Annotated in this window: 18 protein-coding genes and 1 tRNA gene; 10 read left to right on the forward strand and 9 right to left on the reverse strand. The window is 65.5% G+C overall.

Annotated elements, in window-relative coordinates; all coding sequences use genetic code 11:
* The first annotated feature begins 13 nt into the window (after window positions 1–13).
* On the forward strand, window positions 14–2,926 hold the full coding sequence (locus DOM54_RS02500; RefSeq protein ID WP_240613735.1) for an insulinase family protein: 2,913 nt from the start codon (window positions 14–16) through the stop codon (window positions 2,924–2,926).
* Between the two features lie 92 nt (window positions 2,927–3,018).
* Here the strand turns inward: DOM54_RS02500 and sbcB are convergent, their stop codons facing one another.
* The 4 genes from sbcB to minC form a co-directional block, all read right to left on the reverse strand.
* Window positions 3,019–4,512: an exodeoxyribonuclease I gene (sbcB, locus tag DOM54_RS02505; protein ID WP_110714823.1), complete on the reverse strand. Its 1,494-nt coding sequence runs from the start codon at window positions 4,510–4,512 to the stop codon at window positions 3,019–3,021.
* Window positions 4,513–4,602: 90 nt separating this feature from the next.
* Window positions 4,603–4,872 carry a cell division topological specificity factor MinE gene (gene minE / locus DOM54_RS02510; protein WP_110597869.1) on the reverse strand — a complete coding sequence of 90 codons (270 nt, stop codon included), beginning with the start codon at window positions 4,870–4,872 and terminating at the stop codon, window positions 4,603–4,605.
* Window positions 4,869–5,690: a septum site-determining protein MinD gene (gene minD / locus DOM54_RS02515; protein ID WP_110597870.1), complete on the reverse strand. Its 822-nt coding sequence runs from the start codon at window positions 5,688–5,690 to the stop codon at window positions 4,869–4,871. Before minD ends, minE begins: the two co-directional genes overlap by 4 nt.
* Window positions 5,691–5,736: 46 nt before the next feature.
* The gene (gene minC, locus DOM54_RS02520) at window positions 5,737–6,477 is read right to left on the reverse strand and encodes a septum site-determining protein MinC (RefSeq protein WP_110714824.1); all 741 of its coding nucleotides are present in this window, start codon (window positions 6,475–6,477) and stop codon (window positions 5,737–5,739) included.
* Between the two features lie 245 nt (window positions 6,478–6,722).
* Here minC and DOM54_RS02525 point away from each other — a divergent pair, with 245 nt between their 5' ends.
* Both DOM54_RS02525 and DOM54_RS02530 read left to right on the forward strand, forming a co-directional pair.
* On the forward strand, window positions 6,723–9,491 hold the full coding sequence (locus tag DOM54_RS02525) for a DUF349 domain-containing protein (protein WP_110714825.1): 2,769 nt from the start codon (window positions 6,723–6,725) through the stop codon (window positions 9,489–9,491).
* 28 nt (window positions 9,492–9,519) lie between these two features.
* Window positions 9,520–9,596, forward strand: a tRNA-Met gene (locus DOM54_RS02530).
* Window positions 9,597–9,722: 126 nt separating this feature from the next.
* Here DOM54_RS02530 and DOM54_RS02535 read toward each other — a convergent pair.
* The gene (locus tag DOM54_RS02535) at window positions 9,723–10,529 is read right to left on the reverse strand and encodes a DUF3750 domain-containing protein (RefSeq protein ID WP_110714826.1); all 807 of its coding nucleotides are present in this window, start codon (window positions 10,527–10,529) and stop codon (window positions 9,723–9,725) included.
* A 106-nt stretch (window positions 10,530–10,635) separates the two neighbouring features.
* Here DOM54_RS02535 and DOM54_RS02540 point away from each other — a divergent pair, with 106 nt between their 5' ends.
* Window positions 10,636–11,571 (forward strand): tetratricopeptide repeat protein, encoded by a 936-nt coding sequence (locus DOM54_RS02540; RefSeq protein ID WP_110714827.1) that lies wholly within the window; start codon window positions 10,636–10,638, stop codon window positions 11,569–11,571.
* Window positions 11,572–11,637: 66 nt separating this feature from the next.
* On the opposite strand, the gene DOM54_RS02545 is transcribed toward DOM54_RS02540, so the two are convergent.
* Complete coding sequence (locus tag DOM54_RS02545; protein ID WP_110714828.1) at window positions 11,638–12,804, reverse strand: MalY/PatB family protein; 1,167 nt, start codon at window positions 12,802–12,804, stop codon at window positions 11,638–11,640.
* Between the two features lie 39 nt (window positions 12,805–12,843).
* On the opposite strand from DOM54_RS02545, the gene DOM54_RS02550 reads away from it, so the two are divergent.
* On the forward strand, window positions 12,844–13,290 hold the full coding sequence (locus tag DOM54_RS02550; RefSeq protein ID WP_110714829.1) for a hypothetical protein: 447 nt from the start codon (window positions 12,844–12,846) through the stop codon (window positions 13,288–13,290).
* A 6-nt stretch (window positions 13,291–13,296) separates the two neighbouring features.
* Here the strand turns inward: DOM54_RS02550 and DOM54_RS02555 are convergent, their stop codons facing one another.
* Window positions 13,297–13,629: a hypothetical protein gene (locus DOM54_RS02555; protein WP_110714830.1), complete on the reverse strand. Its 333-nt coding sequence runs from the start codon at window positions 13,627–13,629 to the stop codon at window positions 13,297–13,299.
* An 85-nt stretch (window positions 13,630–13,714) separates the two neighbouring features.
* On the opposite strand from DOM54_RS02555, the gene ybaK reads away from it, so the two are divergent.
* From ybaK to DOM54_RS02580, 5 genes are all read left to right on the forward strand, one after another.
* A complete protein-coding gene (gene ybaK, locus DOM54_RS02560) occupies window positions 13,715–14,197 on the forward strand; it encodes a Cys-tRNA(Pro) deacylase (protein ID WP_110714831.1) in 483 nt (160 codons plus the stop codon).
* Window positions 14,198–14,205: 8 nt separating this feature from the next.
* Window positions 14,206–14,535, forward strand: a complete 330-nt coding sequence (locus tag DOM54_RS02565) for a hypothetical protein (RefSeq protein WP_110714832.1) — start codon at window positions 14,206–14,208, stop codon at window positions 14,533–14,535.
* A complete protein-coding gene (locus tag DOM54_RS02570; protein WP_110714833.1) occupies window positions 14,504–15,025 on the forward strand; it encodes a DUF501 domain-containing protein in 522 nt (173 codons plus the stop codon). Before DOM54_RS02565 ends, DOM54_RS02570 begins: the two co-directional genes overlap by 32 nt.
* 57 nt (window positions 15,026–15,082) lie before the next feature.
* The gene (locus tag DOM54_RS02575) at window positions 15,083–15,634 is read left to right on the forward strand and encodes an LOG family protein (protein WP_162619744.1); all 552 of its coding nucleotides are present in this window, start codon (window positions 15,083–15,085) and stop codon (window positions 15,632–15,634) included.
* A gap of 166 nt (window positions 15,635–15,800) precedes the next feature.
* Window positions 15,801–16,772, forward strand: a complete 972-nt coding sequence (locus DOM54_RS02580; protein ID WP_110714834.1) for an NAD(P)H-quinone oxidoreductase — start codon at window positions 15,801–15,803, stop codon at window positions 16,770–16,772.
* Between the two features lie 197 nt (window positions 16,773–16,969).
* Here DOM54_RS02580 and DOM54_RS02585 read toward each other — a convergent pair whose 3' ends face one another.
* Window positions 16,970–17,479, reverse strand: a complete 510-nt coding sequence (locus tag DOM54_RS02585; RefSeq protein ID WP_110714835.1) for a 3'-5' exonuclease family protein — start codon at window positions 17,477–17,479, stop codon at window positions 16,970–16,972.
* A 123-nt stretch (window positions 17,480–17,602) separates the two neighbouring features.
* Window positions 17,603–18,118, reverse strand: a complete 516-nt coding sequence (locus DOM54_RS02590) for a tetratricopeptide repeat protein (protein WP_110714836.1) — start codon at window positions 18,116–18,118, stop codon at window positions 17,603–17,605.
* Window positions 18,119–18,226 lie beyond the last annotated feature (108 nt).

The raw sequence follows: 18,226 nt of genomic DNA on the forward strand, positions 1-18,226 counted from the left end.
CGAGAGAGTTCGTATGCAGGAACCCCGTCTCCACTCCACGCGCCATTACTCGGCGCCCACCGGCGTCACCTTGCCGCAACGCCTCGCGCGGGGCTCCTGGCACCTGGCCGGCTGCCTGGCGATGGCACTGGTACTGGGATTGCTGGCAAGTCCCGGTGCGGCGACCGCCGCTCCCGATCCCGAATCGGCCGATCGTGTCGCGCTCGTTCAGGGCCCCATCATCCAAAGCCCGAATGACCACCGCCAGTATCGCGCCATCACCCTGGACAACGGCCTGCAGGCCGTGCTGATCAGCGATCCCGAGGCCGACAAGGCTGCGGCGGCCATGGACGTCTCGGTGGGCAGCAACAATGACCCGGCCGACATGCCCGGGCTGGCGCACTTCCTTGAACACATGCTGTTCCTGGGCACCGAGGGCTACCCGGATCCGGACGGCTACCAGCGCTTCATCTCCCAGAACGGGGGGTCCCACAACGCCTTCACCGCCGACCAGGACACCAACTTCTACTTCGATGTGGATCCAGGCGCCTTTTCCGAAGCACTCGATCGATTCTCGCAGTTCTTCATCTCTCCGCAGTTCAACCCCGACTATGTCGATCGCGAACGCCACGCGGTGAATTCCGAATACCAGGCCAGGCGCGACGATGACGCTCGTCGCATCGACGAGGCGCTGGGCAAGGCGCTCAACCCAGAGCATCCGCTCAACCATTTCTCGGTCGGCAGTCTGGAGACGCTCAACAGCGACCGCAGGCCACTGCGACAGGCGCTGCTCGATTTCTACCAGCGCCATTACGATGCCAATGTCATGCACCTGACCGCGCTCTCTCCAGAACCGCTGGATGCCATGGAGAAGCAGGTCCGCCAACGTTTCGCCGCGATACCCGATCGCGGCCTGCAAAAGCCGGTAGTCGATCAGCCGTTGGCGAGGGCCGGTGACCTGCCGGCGTCGATTCGCATCAAGAGCAACGAGGCGCGTCGTCAGCTGGAATTTCTCTTCCCCATCGACGACCCCACCCTCGAATACACCGACAAGCCGGACGACTATCTTGCCAACCTGCTCGGACACGAGGGCGAAGGCAGCCTGCTGGCAGCCCTGCGCAAGGCGGGCTGGGCCGACGGCTTGTCCGCCGGTACCCGCGCGGGTGACGGTCGGCACGCGCTGTTCGACGTCTCGATCAGCCTGACGCCGGAGGGCGAACATCATCTCGACGACATTCAGGCCAGCCTGTTCGATCAGATCCGGCGCATCCGCGACCACGGGGTCGAGGCCTGGCGCTACCGGGAACAGGCCAAGCTGGCCGAGCAGAGCTTTCGCTTCCAGCAGCGCAGCGAGCCGATCGACACCGTCAGGGGCATGGCGATGAGCCTGGCCCACTACCCCCTCCAGGACGTGCAGTACGCGCCCTACCGCATGGATCGGTTCGACGCGGAAGCCATCGATGACATTCTCGGGCGCCTGACACCCGACAACCTGCTGCGGGTCTACAGTGGCCCGGACGTGACGGGTAACGAGACGACCCGCTACTTCTCGACGCCCTACACCCTGACCCGACGCGATGGCTGGCCCGCAGGCGCTCCCCTCGATGGCCTGGGACTGCCCGACGCCAATCCGTACATCGCCGAGGACCTGAGCGTTCACCCGTTCGAGAGCGACGAACCCGCCCGCCTGGTCGACTCCCCCAGCGTCGAGATCTGGCATCAGGCCGATAGCGATTTCGGCGCACCGCGAGTCGAATGGCGCTTCAGCCTGCAGAATCCGGATGCGTCCCGGGACGCCCGGCATGCGGTGCTGACCCGGCTGCTCGCCGGTTGGCTGAACGACGGCCTCAACGAGCGTTTCTATCCGGCATCGCTGGCCGGGCAGGAGTTCGCCGCCTACGCCCACGGTCGCGGAATCACGCTGGCCTTCTCCGGCTGGCGCGATCACCAGGACCGCCTGATGAAGACCGTTGTCGAGCAGTTGCGCCAGGGCGAGATCACCGACGCCAGTGTCGAGCGGGTCAAGCAAGGCTTGAAGCGCAACTGGGAAAACGCGCCCCAGGACGCGCTCTACCAGCAGATGCAGCGTACCCTGGGCGAGGCCCTGATGCGCCCGCAGGTCAGCACCGCGAACATGCTGGCGGCGATCGACGGTATCGATGCCCAGGACGTGCGCGACTACCGCCGGCAATTCCTCGACAGGCTCTATCTCCAGGCCATGGCGGTGGGCAATCTCGATGCCCCCCTCGCCAAGCGTGAGGGGCTGCTGGTTGCCAATGCCCTATCGCCCGAACTCCGCGCCAGTGCCATTCCGCCGTTGACGGTGCTCGACGTTCCCGCAAACGCCCCGGCACTGCACCCGGCAACGGCTCGCGGCGACTCGGCGGTGCTGCGCTACTTGCAAGGCCCCGACCTCTCGCTGCAAGACCAGGCCGGCCTGGCCGTGATCGGACAACTGATCGGACCGCCCTTCTTCGCCAAGCTGCGCACCGACGAGCAGCTCGGCTATATCGTCAGCGCCGGTTACGCGCCGTTCATGAACGCGCCGGGCCTGATGATGCTGGTTCAGTCCCCCAGCGCCTCCAGCGCAACGATCGGCCAGCGGATGGATGCCTTCCTCGCCGCTTTCGACCAGCGCATCGCCGCACTGGGCGACGACGATCTGGCGCCCTATCGCCAAGCCGTGCGCCAACAGCTGCTGCAGCGTGACCCGTCGCTCTCGTCACGAGCCGACCGCCTTTGGCAAACGCTGGCCTACCCGCAGGCCGACTTCGACCGACGCCAGCAACTGGCCGCCACGGTCGACGAGCTGACCGCATCGGATATTCGCCGCGCCTGGCAGGCACTGCGCCGCAACCCAGCGCTCGATGTCACCGCAGACGCCGGCGACCAGGCCAGCGACGTGGATGCGTTGACGAAAGGTTTCGTCCCGCTGTCGCAGCGGTAGCTGCGGCGAGCGTCGACACCAACGCAAGCCGCCCCGGANNTCCGGGGCGGCTTGCGTTCTCATGTTGCTCTTCGGGCGTTCCGGCCCGTGGTTCAGTAGGCGTCGAAGGCCTGCTCCGGCATGATCGACTCGACGTACATCACCAGTTCCTCGAGCACCTGGCGTTCGCGATCTCCCAGCGGGGTCTGGTTGAGCCGTTCGATCTCGCGGGCGAACTCCTTTAGGGTGAAGCCGCCACTCTGCGGGTCGTTCATGCGCGACCAGCGGAACGCATCCCACTGCGCCTTCTCCTCGCTCTCCAGCGTCTCTGGATAGCTGCGCGCACGCATGCGGAACAGCATCTCCTCCAGCCTCGGATCCTGGAAGGCGAAGCCGGTCTGTCCCAGCGCCTCCGGCGGCGTGGCGTGGACCCGCTCCATCGCCTGGCGATCATGCGGCGAGAAGAAGCCACCGGAATAGAGCATCAGATCGGGGTCCTGCGGTGGATCGGCGGGAGGCTCGGCGAAGGCCATCGCCGCCTTGCGGGAGGACTCCGGATTCTGCACCAGCGCCTGCCAATGGCGCTCGCACAGCGGCCGGTCGAGTCCCAGCCGCTGGGTCACGGTCTCGTCGGCCGTGGCGATCGGCAACAGCACTGGGCTTCGGTTGAGGTGAACCACCTTCAACGGAATCCGCGTTTCGCCCTCGGCCAGCTCGCTGTCGCTGACGAAGATGCGCGCGCGGATCTCCTCGGGCGTCAGCGAGAACAGCGGCGCCGGGTCGACCGCGAGGTCATAGACGATGATCCCGTTGGGATTCGAGGGGTGCGCCGCCAGCGGCACCACCAGCGCGCTGCAGCCGCGACTGGCGGGATAGCGCCGCGAGATGTGAAGCATCGGCTTGCGCGTGTCGACGTCGAGCAGTCCGGCCACCCGGCGCTTCTGACGCAACGACAGCAGATAATCGAAGAACTTGGGGTTCTGCGTCCGCAACAGCCGCGCCAGGCCGATGGTGGCCCGCACGTCAGCCAAGGCATCGTGCGCCCCGGCGTGCTCGATGCCGTTGGCGGCGGTCAGGTGCTCGAGCTTGAAGCTGGGCGCGCCATCCTCGCGCTTGGGCCACTCGATGCCCTCCGGGCGCACGGCATAGAACGCACGCACCGCGTCGATCAGATCCCAGCGCGAGTTGCCGTTCTGCCACTCCCGGGAATAGGGATCCAGGAGGTTGCGGTAGAACAGATGACGACTCACTTCGTCGTCGAAGCGCAGGCTGTTGTAACCCAGCGAGCAGGTGCCGGGCACGCTCATCTCGGCCTGGATACGGGCGGCGAACTCCACTTCGGGAAGACCGCGACGCATGGCGGCCTGGGGGGTGATGCCGGTGATCAGGCAAGCCTGGGGAGTGGGCAGGTCATCGTCGGCCGGACGCGCGTAGAGTGTCAGCGGCTCGCCGATTTCGTTGAACTCGGCATCGGTGCGAATCGCCGCGAACTGCGAAGCCCGATGCCGACGAGGGTCGGCGCCGAAGGTTTCGTAGTCGTGCCAAAGGAAGGTGGGTTCTGCCTGAGGCTGGGCTTTGCTGTTACGGACCGCTCCGCTGTTGGCCATTCCGCTCTCCGGCTGCGCAAAAGGCCAAGCCTAGCACAGCCGGTGGTGCGACTCATGCACCGCCACCCGGCGGCTACCGCATCGCCGGACCTAGCCTTTGACGGTCTCGCCCTCGTTGGGCAGCGTGACGTTGAGTTCGAGCACCGAGCAGTCGTTGTCGCTGTCGAGGCTGATATTGATGGCGTCCTGGTCGACCTTGACGTAGCGCCGGATCACCTCGAGCAGCTCCTGCTCGAGCATCGGCATGTAATCGGGCTGTCCCCGATGCCCACGCTGGTGCGCAACGATGATCTGCAGCCGCTCCTTGGCAACAGATGCGGATTTCTTGCGTTCGCCCTTGAGAAAATCGAGTAGCCTCACCGGCGGCCTCCTCCTCCGAACATGCGTGCGATCAGCCCGCGTTTCTGCACCGACTGGAAACGAAGCGGCACGTCTTCACCCATCAGACGGGATACAGTGTCAGCGTATGCCTGACCGGCGTCGCTCTTGTCGTCGTGGATCACCGGCACCCCTTGGTTGGAGGCACGCAGCACCGCCTCCGACTCCGGGATCAGACCGACCAAGTCGATCGCCAGGATCTCGCGGATGTCTTCCAGGTTGAGCATGTCGCCGTCGTCGACCCGGTTGGGGTTGTAGCGCGTGACCAGCAGGTGCTCCTTGATAGGGTCCCGGTTCTGCTCGGCACGACGCGACTTGGAGGAGAGCAACCCGAGGATGCGATCGGAGTCGCGTACCGAGGAAACTTCCGGGTTGGTCACCACCACCGCTTCGTCGGCAAAGTAGAGTGCCAACTGGGCACCGCGCTCGATGCCGGCGGGGGAGTCGCAGATGATGTAGTCGAACTCCTCGGAGAGGTCCATCAACACCTTCTCGACACCCTCGAGCGTCAGCGCATCCTTGTCTCGTGTCTGGGAAGCGGGAAGGATATGCAGGTTCTCCGAGCGCTTGTCGCGAATCATGGCCTGCTTGAGCCCGGCCTCGCCCTGGATGACGTTGACCAGGTCGTAAACGACACGACGCTCGCAGCCCATGATCAGGTCCAGGTTTCGCAGACCGACGTCGAAGTCGATGACCACGGTCTTGTTGCCGCGCAGTGCCAGGCCCGTGGCAATGGCTGCCGCACTGGTCGTTTTACCGACGCCACCTTTACCGGATGTTACAACGATGATCTTGGCCAAGATGAACTTCCTGTTGCCCGATAACTATTGATCGTTCCCGCGCCATTCAGGTCAGCGCCGAGATCCTTAACTGGTCTTCCTTGAGCTGCACCTGCACCGAGCACCCCAGCATCTTTGGATCGATATCCTCGAGGCGCTTGTACGTTCCCGCCACGGAGAGCAGCTCGGCATGCAGGTCATGGCAGAAGATACCGGCTTCGCGATCACCGTGGATACCGGCCAGGGCCCGCCCCCGCAACGACCCGTAGACATGCACGCTGCCCGCCGCCAGCACCTCGGCGCCGGGATTGACGGCGCCGATCACGACCAGATCGCCTTCCGAGGCGGAAATCTGCTGACCGGAACGTACCGTCCCGCGATGGATGCGCCCTCCCGCCTGCACGGACGCCTCCGGCGGCGGCACCGGCAACTCCGTCTCGGCCGCGGCTTCCACGGCTCGAGTCTCGACGGCCCGCGGGCGGCTCTCCTGCGGCGGAAACCAGCCCAGGCCCAACGCCCATGCCGACTGTTTGATCGGGTCGGAACCACCCCGCACCGCCACCGGTAGTAGCTTGTGCGCGCGGCACACGGCGCAGATTCGCTCGAGGGCGAGATGGGGTTCGTCGAGCTGCTCGACGCCCAGTACCACTGGAGTATGCTGGAAGAAGGCCGGTGCCTGACTGACCTTGCCAGCCAATTGCGCGCGAATGCGCTCCGGATCGCCGCTGGCCAGTTCCATGACTGTCATCGGCAGCATGCCGCCTTTGAACGTAAAGGCAGTGTCTGCCCGATCCCTGTTGAGACTCATGACCGAACTCCGCAGCGGGGGAAATGGCGTTTACAGGCCCTAAGCTAAGCGAGGGCGGACGCCGCTGCAACCGATCATAAGGCCACTCAGACCTTTTGTCAGGTGTCGCTACCCACCGACGCCACCGGCGAAACGGGCTTTTACCACCGGCCGTCAGATGGTTAGATAGACAGTTGCCGTCGATTCCGCGAAATTGCGTGATCGGCCTCTGCCAGCCCGTCGTTTTTCAGGATGCCACACCGGCCATGCCAGGACTTTTTCAACGCCTGTTCTCCCCCCGTTGGCGACACAAGGATCCCGCCGTCCGAGCCCAAGCCGCTTCACAGCTGAGCCCGGGCGAACTCGACACGCTCCGCCGGCTCGCGCTGGACGAATCGGCTCACGTCCGCCAGGCGGCGCTGGCTCGGGTGCAGGATCTCGATCCGCTGTTCCAGTGGCACAGCCAGTCGCCCACCGATGAGTCTTTCCAGCGTCTCGTCGACCTGCTTGGCGGCCGGGTATCGCCCAGCCCGGACCTCAATACCCGCTTGGCGAAGGTCGAAGCGTTGCAGGATCTCGCGCTGGTCGATGCGTTGATCAGCCATGGTGACAACCTGACCCTGCGCTTGTCCGCCCTGGCCCGTATCGACGACGAGGACCGCCTGATTCACCACGCCTGTGAAAACGGCATCACCGCGGTGCGTCACGCCGCGGCGGAACGCGTCACCTCTCCAGAGGGGCTGGCACTGCTGATCAAGCAGGCTCGCCGAGACAAGCAGGTGGCCCGTCTGGCCCGCGAGCGGCTGGCGAGTCTGCGTGCCGATGCCGAGCAGCAGAGCCGGGAAGAGGCCGAGCGCGAAAAATTGCTGGAGACGCTGGAAGCCCAGGCTCACCGTCCCTGGGAGCCGATGTTCGAGGCGCGCCTGAAGCACTGGATCAAGGGCTGGGAGACGCTGACGGGCAACGCCGACGAGACCCAGCGTGCGAGGTTCGATGCCGCTGTGACACGCTGCCGCCAGCGAATCGCCGAACACCAGCATCGACACCGCGAGATCGAACGCGTCAAGCGCGAGAAATCCGAGGCGCAGACGACCCGCGAGGGCATCCTCGACGCCCTCGACCAGGCGTTGAAGATTGTCATGGAGTCAGAGCGCCTGACTCCCGAGGTACTGCAGGCGTTGCAAGGGAAATGGCATCTGCAGGAGGAGCGCTGGCAGAACATCTCGGACCACTACGGCGTGAGCGAGGCGTTTCAGCAACGCTACCTGGCCCTCGATCATCGCGCGCAGTCGATCTGGCAGGCCTGGGAGCGACTTCAGGCCGAAGCGCCCACCCTTCGCGCGGGTCTGAAGGGCGAACAACCGCTGCCGCCGGTTCTCGACCGGCTGGCGTGGCCCGACGAACTGCCGCCGACCGAACTGGTGCTCGATGCCCAGCGTCAGGCGGCAGCCGACCAGCGTGGCGCGGACGCGGAGAACGCCGCCAAGAGTGAAAGCCGCTGGCCGGAGGCGGAGATCGAGGCCCAACTCGAGGCGCTGACACAGGAACTCGACCAGGGCCGTTATCGGCCGGCCTCGCAACTGCATCGCCGTATCCGCCAGCATCTGGAAGCCAGCGGCCAGAGACTGACGCCGGCTCATGACCAGCGATACAAGCAGCAGACCGCCCGCCTTGCCGAGTTGAGGGACTGGCGGGGATTCGCCGCAGCCCCGAAGCGCGAAGCCCTGCTGGCTGCCATAGAAGCGCTGGCCGGGGCGCAGGAGCGTCCCGATGCAGAGCGCCATCGCCATCATCAGCAACTGATCCGGGAGTGGCGCCAACTCGGCGATGCCGCCGCGACCCGCGAACTGTCGCAGCGCTTCCGCACCGCCTCCGATGCCTTGCACGATCAACTGGCGGAGTGGGAAGCCGAGCTCGAATCGCGGGAACAGGAAAACCTCACCGCCCGGGAAGCCCTGTGCGAACAGCTGGAAGCCCTGCTGGCCAATCCTTCCGCCGATGCCGACCCGGATGGGCTGCGCAAGGTCCGCGATGCTGCCCAGGAGCAGTGGGACCATCACTGGCCGGTACCGCGGCGTCAGGCAGCCTCGACTGGCCGCCGTTACGCCCGTCTGCGTCGGCAGTTGCAGTCTCTGATCGATGAACGCGCCGGCGATGTCGCCGGACACAAGCGCGACCTGGTCGAGCAGGCAAGACAACTGGCGGAAGATTCGGCCCCGGCCAGCCAACGTGCCGAGCAGGCCAAGTCGCTGCAACAGCGCTGGCGGGAGCTTGGCCGCGCCCCCAAGGGCATCGAACAGACATTGTGGCGCCAGTTCCGGAGTCATTGCGACGACATTTTCGCGGCCCGTGACGCCGCCCGCGGCGAGCAGCAGTCGCGTCAGCAACAGCGCTTCGACGACATGCAGGCGCTGATCGATCGCGTGGACGCCTGGCAGCCGAGTTCCGCCAGAGAGCGTGATGTGCTGGATGCGGCCCTGGCGGAAGCGCAACGGCTGGCACCGCTGCCCCGAAGCCGGCGCAGCGACGGCATGGAAAAGCGCTGGCAGGGCATCGTCCATGCCCGCGAGATCACGCTCGATCGTCTCGCGCTGGTGGAAGAAGCAACGCAGTGGCCGGACTACCGCCACTGGATGCGTCAATCACTGCAGGAAGAATTCGACACCCGCCAACTCGCCGGAGACCTGCGCCAGGCCATCGAGTCCCGGACCGAGCAGCGCCAGTTGCAGTCACCGGCCCAGGCCGAGGAGACCCTGCAACGCTGCCTGGTCCAACTGGCACTACTGGCGGGGGACGCCATCCCCGAAGCCCTGGAGCCACTGCGCCTCGAGGTGCAGGTCGCGCGTCTCAACGATGGCCTCGGCCGCCCGCCGACGCCCCCAGAGGAACTCCGGCAGACGCTGCTGCGCCTGATGGCGACAGCGCCGCTGACGATGGAGATCTGGGAGCGCTACGAGCCGGCTTTCGATGGGGTGATGGCGCATCTGGGACAAAATGGTCGCCATCATGAGGCAGAGGCCATTGACAACGTCTAATCCATACGTATAATACGCCACACATTGATGCGGGGTGGAGCAGTCTGGTAGCTCGTCGGGCTCATAACCCGAAGGTCATCGGTTCAAATCCGGTCCCCGCTACCAAATTATTTAACCGGTGCCTTCCCCAGGCGCCGGTTTTTTTTGCCTGGACCTTTCCCCACGCAGCGCCCGACAACGCCGATCTCTCTTCCGTCAGGCCCGCTCACCGATCGACACTCCTCGCCGTGATCACCGGACGTCCTGATCGACGCTTTTCTCTCCCGAGCTCCCCGTCGGCTGGGCCGTGCCGACACGACCGATACCGGGCAGTTTCAACGCCGGCGACTGGCCGTCGAATCCGACCGTCAACCCCAGCACGTTGAGCTCGAAACCCTCGTCCCAAGCCAGCATCAGCCCGAACAGCCCGCCCAGCGAGAACTGGTAGCCAGTGTGCGAGGGTGTCTGTGCCACAATCCGGCCCGGCAGATAATCCTTGCCGATGGCATTGGCCGGAAAGTCCACGGAGAGTTCCGGAACCTGTCTCACGACCCAGGCGATGAACGTATTGCTGTTGGGACCCGGCCAGATCCGATAGCGATCGGATTCCGGATAGTCGGGCACGACCTCCTCGATCCGCTCGATCGCCCGCGCCGCGCTGTCGCCCCGTAGCTCGGCGAGCAGCGTCGGCGGGTTGCCGTACCAGCGGCGATCCGGCGGTGCGTATCCGGACTCCACCGTGGGTCGGCGCCAGCTCATCACCTGATAGACGCGATAGCGTTCGGCACCTTCGGTCTTGGTCGCGATCCAGGTGTGCACGCCGAAGGCGCCTCGCCATTCGAAGGCTCGCGCTGCATAGACCTGGACCACCGCCTCGCTGACCTCGCCCGGGTCGGGAGCCAGTCCACTGGACGAACGATCGGCGTCATGCCAGTTGGCATGCAGCGGCACCTGCTGGGAGGCGAGCATGTAGGCCGGCCCCGACAGCAGGGCCACGATCAGGACGATCAGTACCGTCACGCTTGCCAGAACGCGCTTGAGTGGACGAGGAAGAGGCATCGAGGAGGCAGGTTCCGAAGCTTAAGTCGATCGCTGGGGTTGAATCGATACGGGACAACCCGCATAACAGTCCCCAATCTCGAATCGAACATCAAGGGTTTTTCGCATGGCTATCGTCGATCCTCGCACCGGGCAGCCGCTGACCGGCCCGGAAGAAAGCAGCCACAACGGTGCCGGCAACGCTGTCGCCCCGGAAGACGTCATCGTCGACGTCACGCTGGAGAACTTCCAGCAGGTCGTGCTCGAAGGTTCGATGCAGCACCCGGTGCTGCTGCAGAGCTGGGCGTCCTGGTGCGAACCCTGCAAGAACCTCAAGCCGGTGCTGGAGAAGCTGGCCCAGGAATATGCCGGGGCGTTCGTGCTGGCCCGACTCGACATTGAGGCGTACCCGCAGATCGCCTCGCAATTGGGCGTACGCTCGGTGCCGGACGTCAAGCTTATCTCCCAAGGCCAGCTCTACGACCAGTTCCAGGGTGCGCTACCGGAAAAGCAGGTACGCGAGTGGCTGGGAAAATATCTGGAAGCGCCCGCGGAGGCATCCCAGAGCCCGGAAGAGATGGCGGAGGCAGCGCTGGCCTCCGGCGACAACGAAACCGCCCAGGCCATCTACCGAGAACTGATTCAGCAGTACCCGGAGCATTACGACTATCAGATCGACCTGGCCGGAGCGCTGGTAGCCGCGGGTCAGGTCGACGACGCGAAGCGCGCTCTCGACGCGCTGCCGCCGGAACACCGCGATGCCGCCAAGGCCCGCGGCGTGCGAGCCCGCATCGAGTTTGGCGAGGAGGCCTTGAGCCAAGCCGAGATCGATGGCCTCGGGGAGCGCGACGATAGCGAAGCGCGCTATCAACGCGCGATGCGCCGGATCGCCGACGGTGACTACGAAACCGGCCTCGAGGCACTGCTGGCGGTCATGAAGAGCGACCGCGCCTACGGTGAAGATACCGCCCGCAAGACGCTGCTGCGCGTCTTCGATGCATTGGGCGCGAATCACCCGCTGACGGTGGCCTATCGTCGTCGCCTGTTCGCCATGCTCTATTGATCGACGCCGGAAACGGACGGCAAGACGCCCGGCACCGACCATCATCGGCGCCGGGCGTTTTGCAGCTTATCTCCGGGAGGACTCGTCAGCCAGTAGACGATCCAGACGCAGCAGCGCCTCCTCCAGCCAGCTTCGCGGCATGCCGAAGTTGAGCCTGACAAAGCCCGGCCAGCCGAAAGCCGCACCATCGGACAGCGCGACACGAGCCTCCTCGAGCAGCCGTTGCTGCGGGGCGTCGGCCAATGCGCTTCGGCGCAGATCCAGCCAAGCCAGATAGGTCGCCTGCGGCGTCGACATCGTGACGCCTGGCCAGCGCGAAACGTGCGCTTCGACCATGGTCAGATTCCCGCGCAACTCCGCGAGAAGCGCCTGGCGCCACGCTTCGCAATCCGCATAGGCCGCCAGCGATGCGCTGAGCCCCAGCACGTTGACGCTGGGCAGGAGACCGGCCGCCGCGGTCCGAAACCGATCGCGCAGCGCATCGTCACTGATGATCGCGCAGGCCGAGGACAAGCCCGCGATATTGAATGTCTTCGACGGCGCCCAGAACGTAATCAGTCGCGATGCCAACGCCGGGCAGAGCTGTCCCAGCGGTTGGTGTGGCAATGACGGATCGAGAATCAGATCACAGTGCAGTTCGTCGGAGAGCACGATCAGGTCATGGCGCTCCGCCAGTTCGGCCAGGCCCTGAAGCTCATCGGCGCTCCAGACCCGCCCGGTCGGATTGTGCGGATGGCACCACAGCAGCACCCGCGTATTCGGCCTGATGGCGGCTTCGAGCGCTGCGAGATCGAGCCGCCACGGCTCGCCCGCTGCCGCCGGCTCCGCCAGCTCGAAAGTCTGGGCCTCGCGCCCGGTGTTTTTCGCCACGCTCAGAAAGGGCGGATAGATCGGTGTCGCCGTGAGCACGCCCTGCCCCGGCTCGCTGAAGGCCATGGCGGCCAGGTTGAGTGCCGGTACCACGCCGGGCACCCAGCACTGCCACTCGGCTTCGATCGGCCAGTCGTAGTGATGCCGACTCCACTCGCAAAGGGTTTGCTTCAGCGCCGCGGAAACATCACCGTAGCCGAACACGCCGTGCTCGACGCGGGCCTCCAGCGCGGAGAGAATCGCCGGTGGCGAACGGAAGTCCATGTCGGCCACCCACAGCGGCAGCACGTCCTCCTCATACTGCTGCCACTTCTTGGTCGGATGCTGGCGGCGATCGATACGCGTGGCAAAATCGAAATTCACGATAGTGATCTCATCATCGAAATGAATGGATTGACGAACATGTGCGAGCGGCCTGACGAGAGTTCTTCCCGACCGTTCTACGCTCGGGTCCTGGCCGGCAGTTCGAAACTGGTCGGCCACTGGCTGATGCTGGGCCAGGCGGACCCGGACCGTCTGGCCATGATTCTGGCCGATACGGCGCGCATCGCCAAATTGGGCGAGCCCGAGTCGACGCCGGACGGCGACACGCTGACCCACTGGAGCGGTGACGCCACCCCGCCGCGCTGGGCGGCCAGAACGGCGCTGTTCCTGCTGGTGCAGATGCCCGCCAAGCCGCTGCCCCGTGATCACGACGAAGCCTGCGCCTGGGCCTACTGTTGGCTGCACAATCGAGAATTCGAGGCCTGCGAGACGGCACACGCCAGCTTGCCGGGGCACTTGCGCGACTGCCTGGCGGAGCCGCTGGCCGAGGCCTGGCAGGACTATCGCGGCCTGCGGCTGATTTGATGCCGGTCAGCGACCGGCACCACGCGGCGGCGACTTCGGCACGAAACCCGCAGGCTTGCTGCCCAGCCATTCGGCGAAGGCACGAATATCGGGATGCGACAACAGCGCCTCACGACTCGCATAATGGTCGGCGAGTTCGCGTTCGCTCAGCGTGCGGTGGAGGTGGGAATGACACGGTCGACAGACCCACAGCACCGCCGTACGCATCCGCTCGAGGCCATGACGCTTGCGATAGCGCGGCTTGCGGTGCAACGTTCTGGGAATGAGATGATGACGCGTCAGCGACGCGGAACGCTGGCACAGTGCGCAGCGTTCGGTCATCCCGGCATTCATCACCATCGACAGGGAGTCTCCATAGCGTGATCAGCTTAGAAACCTCCGCTGGCTTCTCGCAACCCGTCCCGGTCACAATGGCCGTCGCGCCATGACCCCCGCGATCCGCCTGCTCGAGTCACGCGGTGTGGCCCACCAGGTCACCAGCTACGAGCTGGCGAGCGACACCGCCGCCCAAGGCTCCTACGGCCTCGATGCCGCGCGGGCGCTCTCGCTACCACCAGCCAGCGTGTTCAAGACGCTGCTCGCCCAGCTCGACGACGACAGCCTGGTGGTTGCCTTAGTGCCCGTCGATGCCACACTGGATCTCAAGGCGCTGGCCAAGGCCGCCGGCGTCCGCAAGGCGCGGATGGCGGATGTCCCGGTGGCCGAGCGTGCCACCGGCTACCTGGTCGGTGGCATCAGCCCGCTGGGCCAGAAGAAACGCCTGCCGACCTTTCTCGACGAAAGCGCCCTGACGCTCGAGACGCTGCATGTCAGCGGCGGCAGGCGCGGGCTGGAACTGTCGCTGGCACGCGATGACCTGATCACCCTGACCGCGGCTCGCACCGCGGATCTGGCGCGGCGCGGGTAGCCCTTCGCATGTCGATCGACTTCGACCTGTGGATCGACCCCGACGACCTCGATCGCCATCGTGCCGTCGAGCGCGTGCTGGAACACTACTTCATGGAGCGTCTGGCCGATTACCCCCATCTGCGTTTGCCGGGTCCCGACCCCTACGACTATGATGCGCCGTTCAATCGACTGCACACCGTGCTGGTCGAGCGCGCCCGCGACTACCTGCTGCGCGAATACCTCTACTCGCCCACGCCGATGCAACTGAGCCAGGCCTTCTACCGCGCCGTGGCTCGTTCCAACAAGGTCATACTGGATTTCCCCGATGGTGATTCACACCGATCAGAACCCGACTGATGCCCAACTGGCGATCATCGCCGAGCAACTGGGCCGCCCGCCCCGCGGCCTCGAGGCGGTCGCCGCCACTGATAGCCAGGGGCGTCCGCTGGTCCTGCGCATGGCGCCGATCGTCGACGATGCGCCCTTTCCGACGCTCTACTGGCTCTCCTGCGAGCGCCTCAAGGTGGTGCTGTCACGCCTCGAAGCCAGCGGCGTGATCAAGGAGCTAGAGGCACACCTGCAGCAGGATCCCGAATGGCTCGCCAGCTATCACCAGAGCCATGCCGATTACGTCCGCCAGCGCTGGCACTTCATGACCGACGAACAGCGCGCGGAGATCGAACGGCGCGGCTTCGCGCCGCTGATGCGCGAACGGGGTGTCGGTGGCATCACCAACTGGGATCAAGTGCGCTGCCTGCATACCCAGTACGCCCACCACCTGTGCGGCGACAACGCCATCGGCCGCTGGCTCGATGCCGAGCACGACGTAGCCGCCAGCATTCCCTGAGCGGGGATAGGGGCGGTACCTTTACACTTTCCATCGGTTTTTCTCAGGAGCGATAGCGTGCAGATCTGTGTTTACCTGGGTTCACGTGAAGGCAATGACGACCGCTTCGCCGCGGCGACGGAAGCGCTGGGTGCGGCGATCGCCAGACGCGGCTGGGGGCTGGTGTACGGTGGCGCCCGTAATGGCCTGATGGGCAAACTCGCCAATGCCTGCCTCGCCGAGGGCGGTGAAGTGATCGGCGTCATGCCGGAACATCTGGTTCAGCGTGAAGTCTCGCATCATGGCCTGACCCGGCTGATCAGAGTCGACAACATGCACGAGCGCAAGGCCGCCATGGCTGCTCATGCCGATGCCTTCGTTGCCCTGCCCGGCGGGATCGGCACGTTCGAGGAGCTGTTCGAGATCTGGACCTGGCGCTACCTCGACCTCCATCACAAGCCGATCGGCGTGCTCAATGTCGCCGAGTTCTATTCGCCACTGCTGACCTTTCTCGATACCACCGTCGAACACGGTTTTCTCGATGCCTCGACCCGTCGCGCGTTGGTCGCTGACGCCGATATCGAATCACTGCTGGACCGGCTGGCGGCGGATCGCGACCCGGCCGCCTGACGCCTGGCTCAGTCGTACTCAGGACCGGCATCACCGCGTCGGTGCCGATCATGAGCCATCCCCTCTCCTACGTGGGTGGCTGCCAGCATGGCGCTGGCATATGACAACGGCGTGGCCATCGCCGGGCTGCTAGAGTGTAGTGATCACATCAAGGAGGAGCACACCGATGCACGCCATCGCCATCGAATCCGGCCAACTGATCTGGCGCGAGCACGATGATCCCGGCGCGCTGGGCGCCAGTGAAGTGCGCATCGAAGTCGCCTGGGCAGGCATCAACCGGGCCGACCTGATGCAACGTGGCGGCAACTATCCGCCGCCGCCGGGTGCCTCGGAGATCCCCGGGCTGGAGGTCAGCGGAACGATCATCGAAATCGGCCGCGGCGTCGAACGCTTCCGGCGCGGCGATCGCGTCTGCGCGCTGCTTGCCGGCGGCGGCTATGCCGAGCAGGTGGCGGTGGACGAGGCCCAGGTGCTGCCCATCCCGCAGGGCCTGGGTCTGCGGGAGGCGGCGGCCCTACCGGAAGTCTTCGCCACCGCTTGGCTCAATCTCTACATGGAGGGGGCGGTGCAGAACGGCCAGCGCGTACTGCTGCACGCCGCCGCCAGTGGCGTTGGCACCGCCGCCATCCAGCTCTGCAAGGTCTTCGGCAACCCCTGTTTCGTCACCGCGGGCAGCGCCGGCAAGCTGGAGACCTGCTACCAGCTCGGGGCCGACGCCGGCTGGAACCGTCACGACGGCAGTTTCGTCGACGCGGTCAAGGCCTGGGGCGGTGCCGACATGATTCTCGACCCGGTCGGCGGCGACTACATCGCGCAGGACCTGGCCGTTCTCAACCCCGATGGCCGTCTGGTGCTGATCGGACTGATGGGCGGAGTCGAGGCGCAGGTCAATCTGGGACGCATGCTGATGAAGCGCCAACGCCTGATCGGCTCGACTCTGCGCTCGCGCTCGGCCAGAGCCAAGGGTGCCATTCTCGATGCGCTCCATGCCCATGTGTGGCCCAAGCTGGCCAGTGGCGAGATCAAGCCCCTGATCGCCGGCACCTGGTCGGTACAGGAAGCGGAGACGGCGATGCAGCATCTGTCCGACAACGCCAATACCGGCAAGATCCTGCTGAGCGTCAGCGGCGAGGGATGAGCCGGCGCAGTATGCCGGGGTCTGTGCGAAAAGTTGGGGGGCGAAGGCCAGACCGGGGCGCGCAGCCAAGGCAGAAATCGGCGACAAGTCGTCAGGATCGACGATTTGGACAGCGCCGCCGCACGAAGAGAGCGACAAGGATGTCGCGACCCGGCTGACGCCGTGTTGCCGAGCAAGGCAGTGTTCGTACACAGCCGCTAGTCGACGCCCAGCGTGGCCTTGTAGGTCAACTGCAGCAGCCGGGCGTCGTCGCCGGCACGATGACGTCGAATGTCATACTCCGCAGCGATCCGCTCCTTGGTTTGGGCCCAGCACTCGGTCTGGGCCTCGCTCAGCAGGCGCCGCAAGGCCTCCAGCCGGAACCGCGGCAGCATGCGGGCCTGATCGAAAAGCAGCGATAGCCAGGTATTGTCGTAGCCCCAGCTATCACTGTAAGCGATGCCGGTCGCCGCCAGTTCGTCGTTGAGCCAGCGTGCGACCTCGATCGGCGGATGGCCCTCGCGGATCAGGCGAGCGCGGGATATCCCGTGCAGCAGTTCGGCCTTGGGGTCCCAATGGGTCCACTCCTGCACCGGCTGGATCAGGAATGCGCAGCGGCTGCCATCGGGCCGGGCCAGGCCGACCTCGATGGGATAACTGCCGCGGCCAAAACCGGAGGCCTCGATATCTAGCAGGGTGGGCAGCAACACGTCACGGGCTCCTTCCATGATGCCGTCTCATCTTGCGACGCCGATGATGCGCCATCATGACAGTGTTGAAGCGCGACTTCATCCCGCCACCGGGCTGGAGGAAAGTCACGCGGCGGGAGGCCCGGAGAGGTGGCGTGCGTCTCAGTGCGCCGCGAGCGCGGCGGGCGCCTCGCCGGCGGGGCTGTCTTCGCTGAGCTGGCGGGTCCAGCGCTGCCAGTCGTCCGCACGAGCGGGATCACGGGGCAGGCCCAGCTCGCCGTGCCGGTAGGCATCGGCCAGCCGCTTGGCGGCCTGGAGATGGCCATTCTCTCCCGCGCGAGCGTACCAGGTCACCGCGTGATGCTCGTTGGGCTGGTACTGCGAACATCCCAGCTCGTAGATGCGTCCGGCCTGGTATTGCGCATGACGATCCCCCTGCTGGGCCGCCTGCAGGACGTAACGCGCGCCCGTGGACTTGTCACGGGGAGAGATGCCCCGGTGCATCAGCACCCGGCCGTAGAGCGATCGCGCCGGCACATGGCCGGCATCGGCACAACGCTTGAACCAGCGCAGCATCAATCGCTGCTTGCCCGGTGACCGCGTCATCCAGCGCGTGTGGCTGAGCTGCGTGGCCAGACGGAACTCGAATCGCGTAAAGAAAGAAAACGTCTGTGGCATAACTGACAGTGACCCTGGAGACTGGGACCCGTTAACGGTCCGAACTACCGTGTCGATCTGGACGCATCTTGTTTTCTATTACCGCAACACCAGGCAAGGCTCTATGGC

The sequence above is a fragment of the Salinicola acroporae genome, from assembly GCF_003206615.1.
GTDB lineage: Bacteria > Pseudomonadota > Gammaproteobacteria > Pseudomonadales > Halomonadaceae > Salinicola > Salinicola acroporae.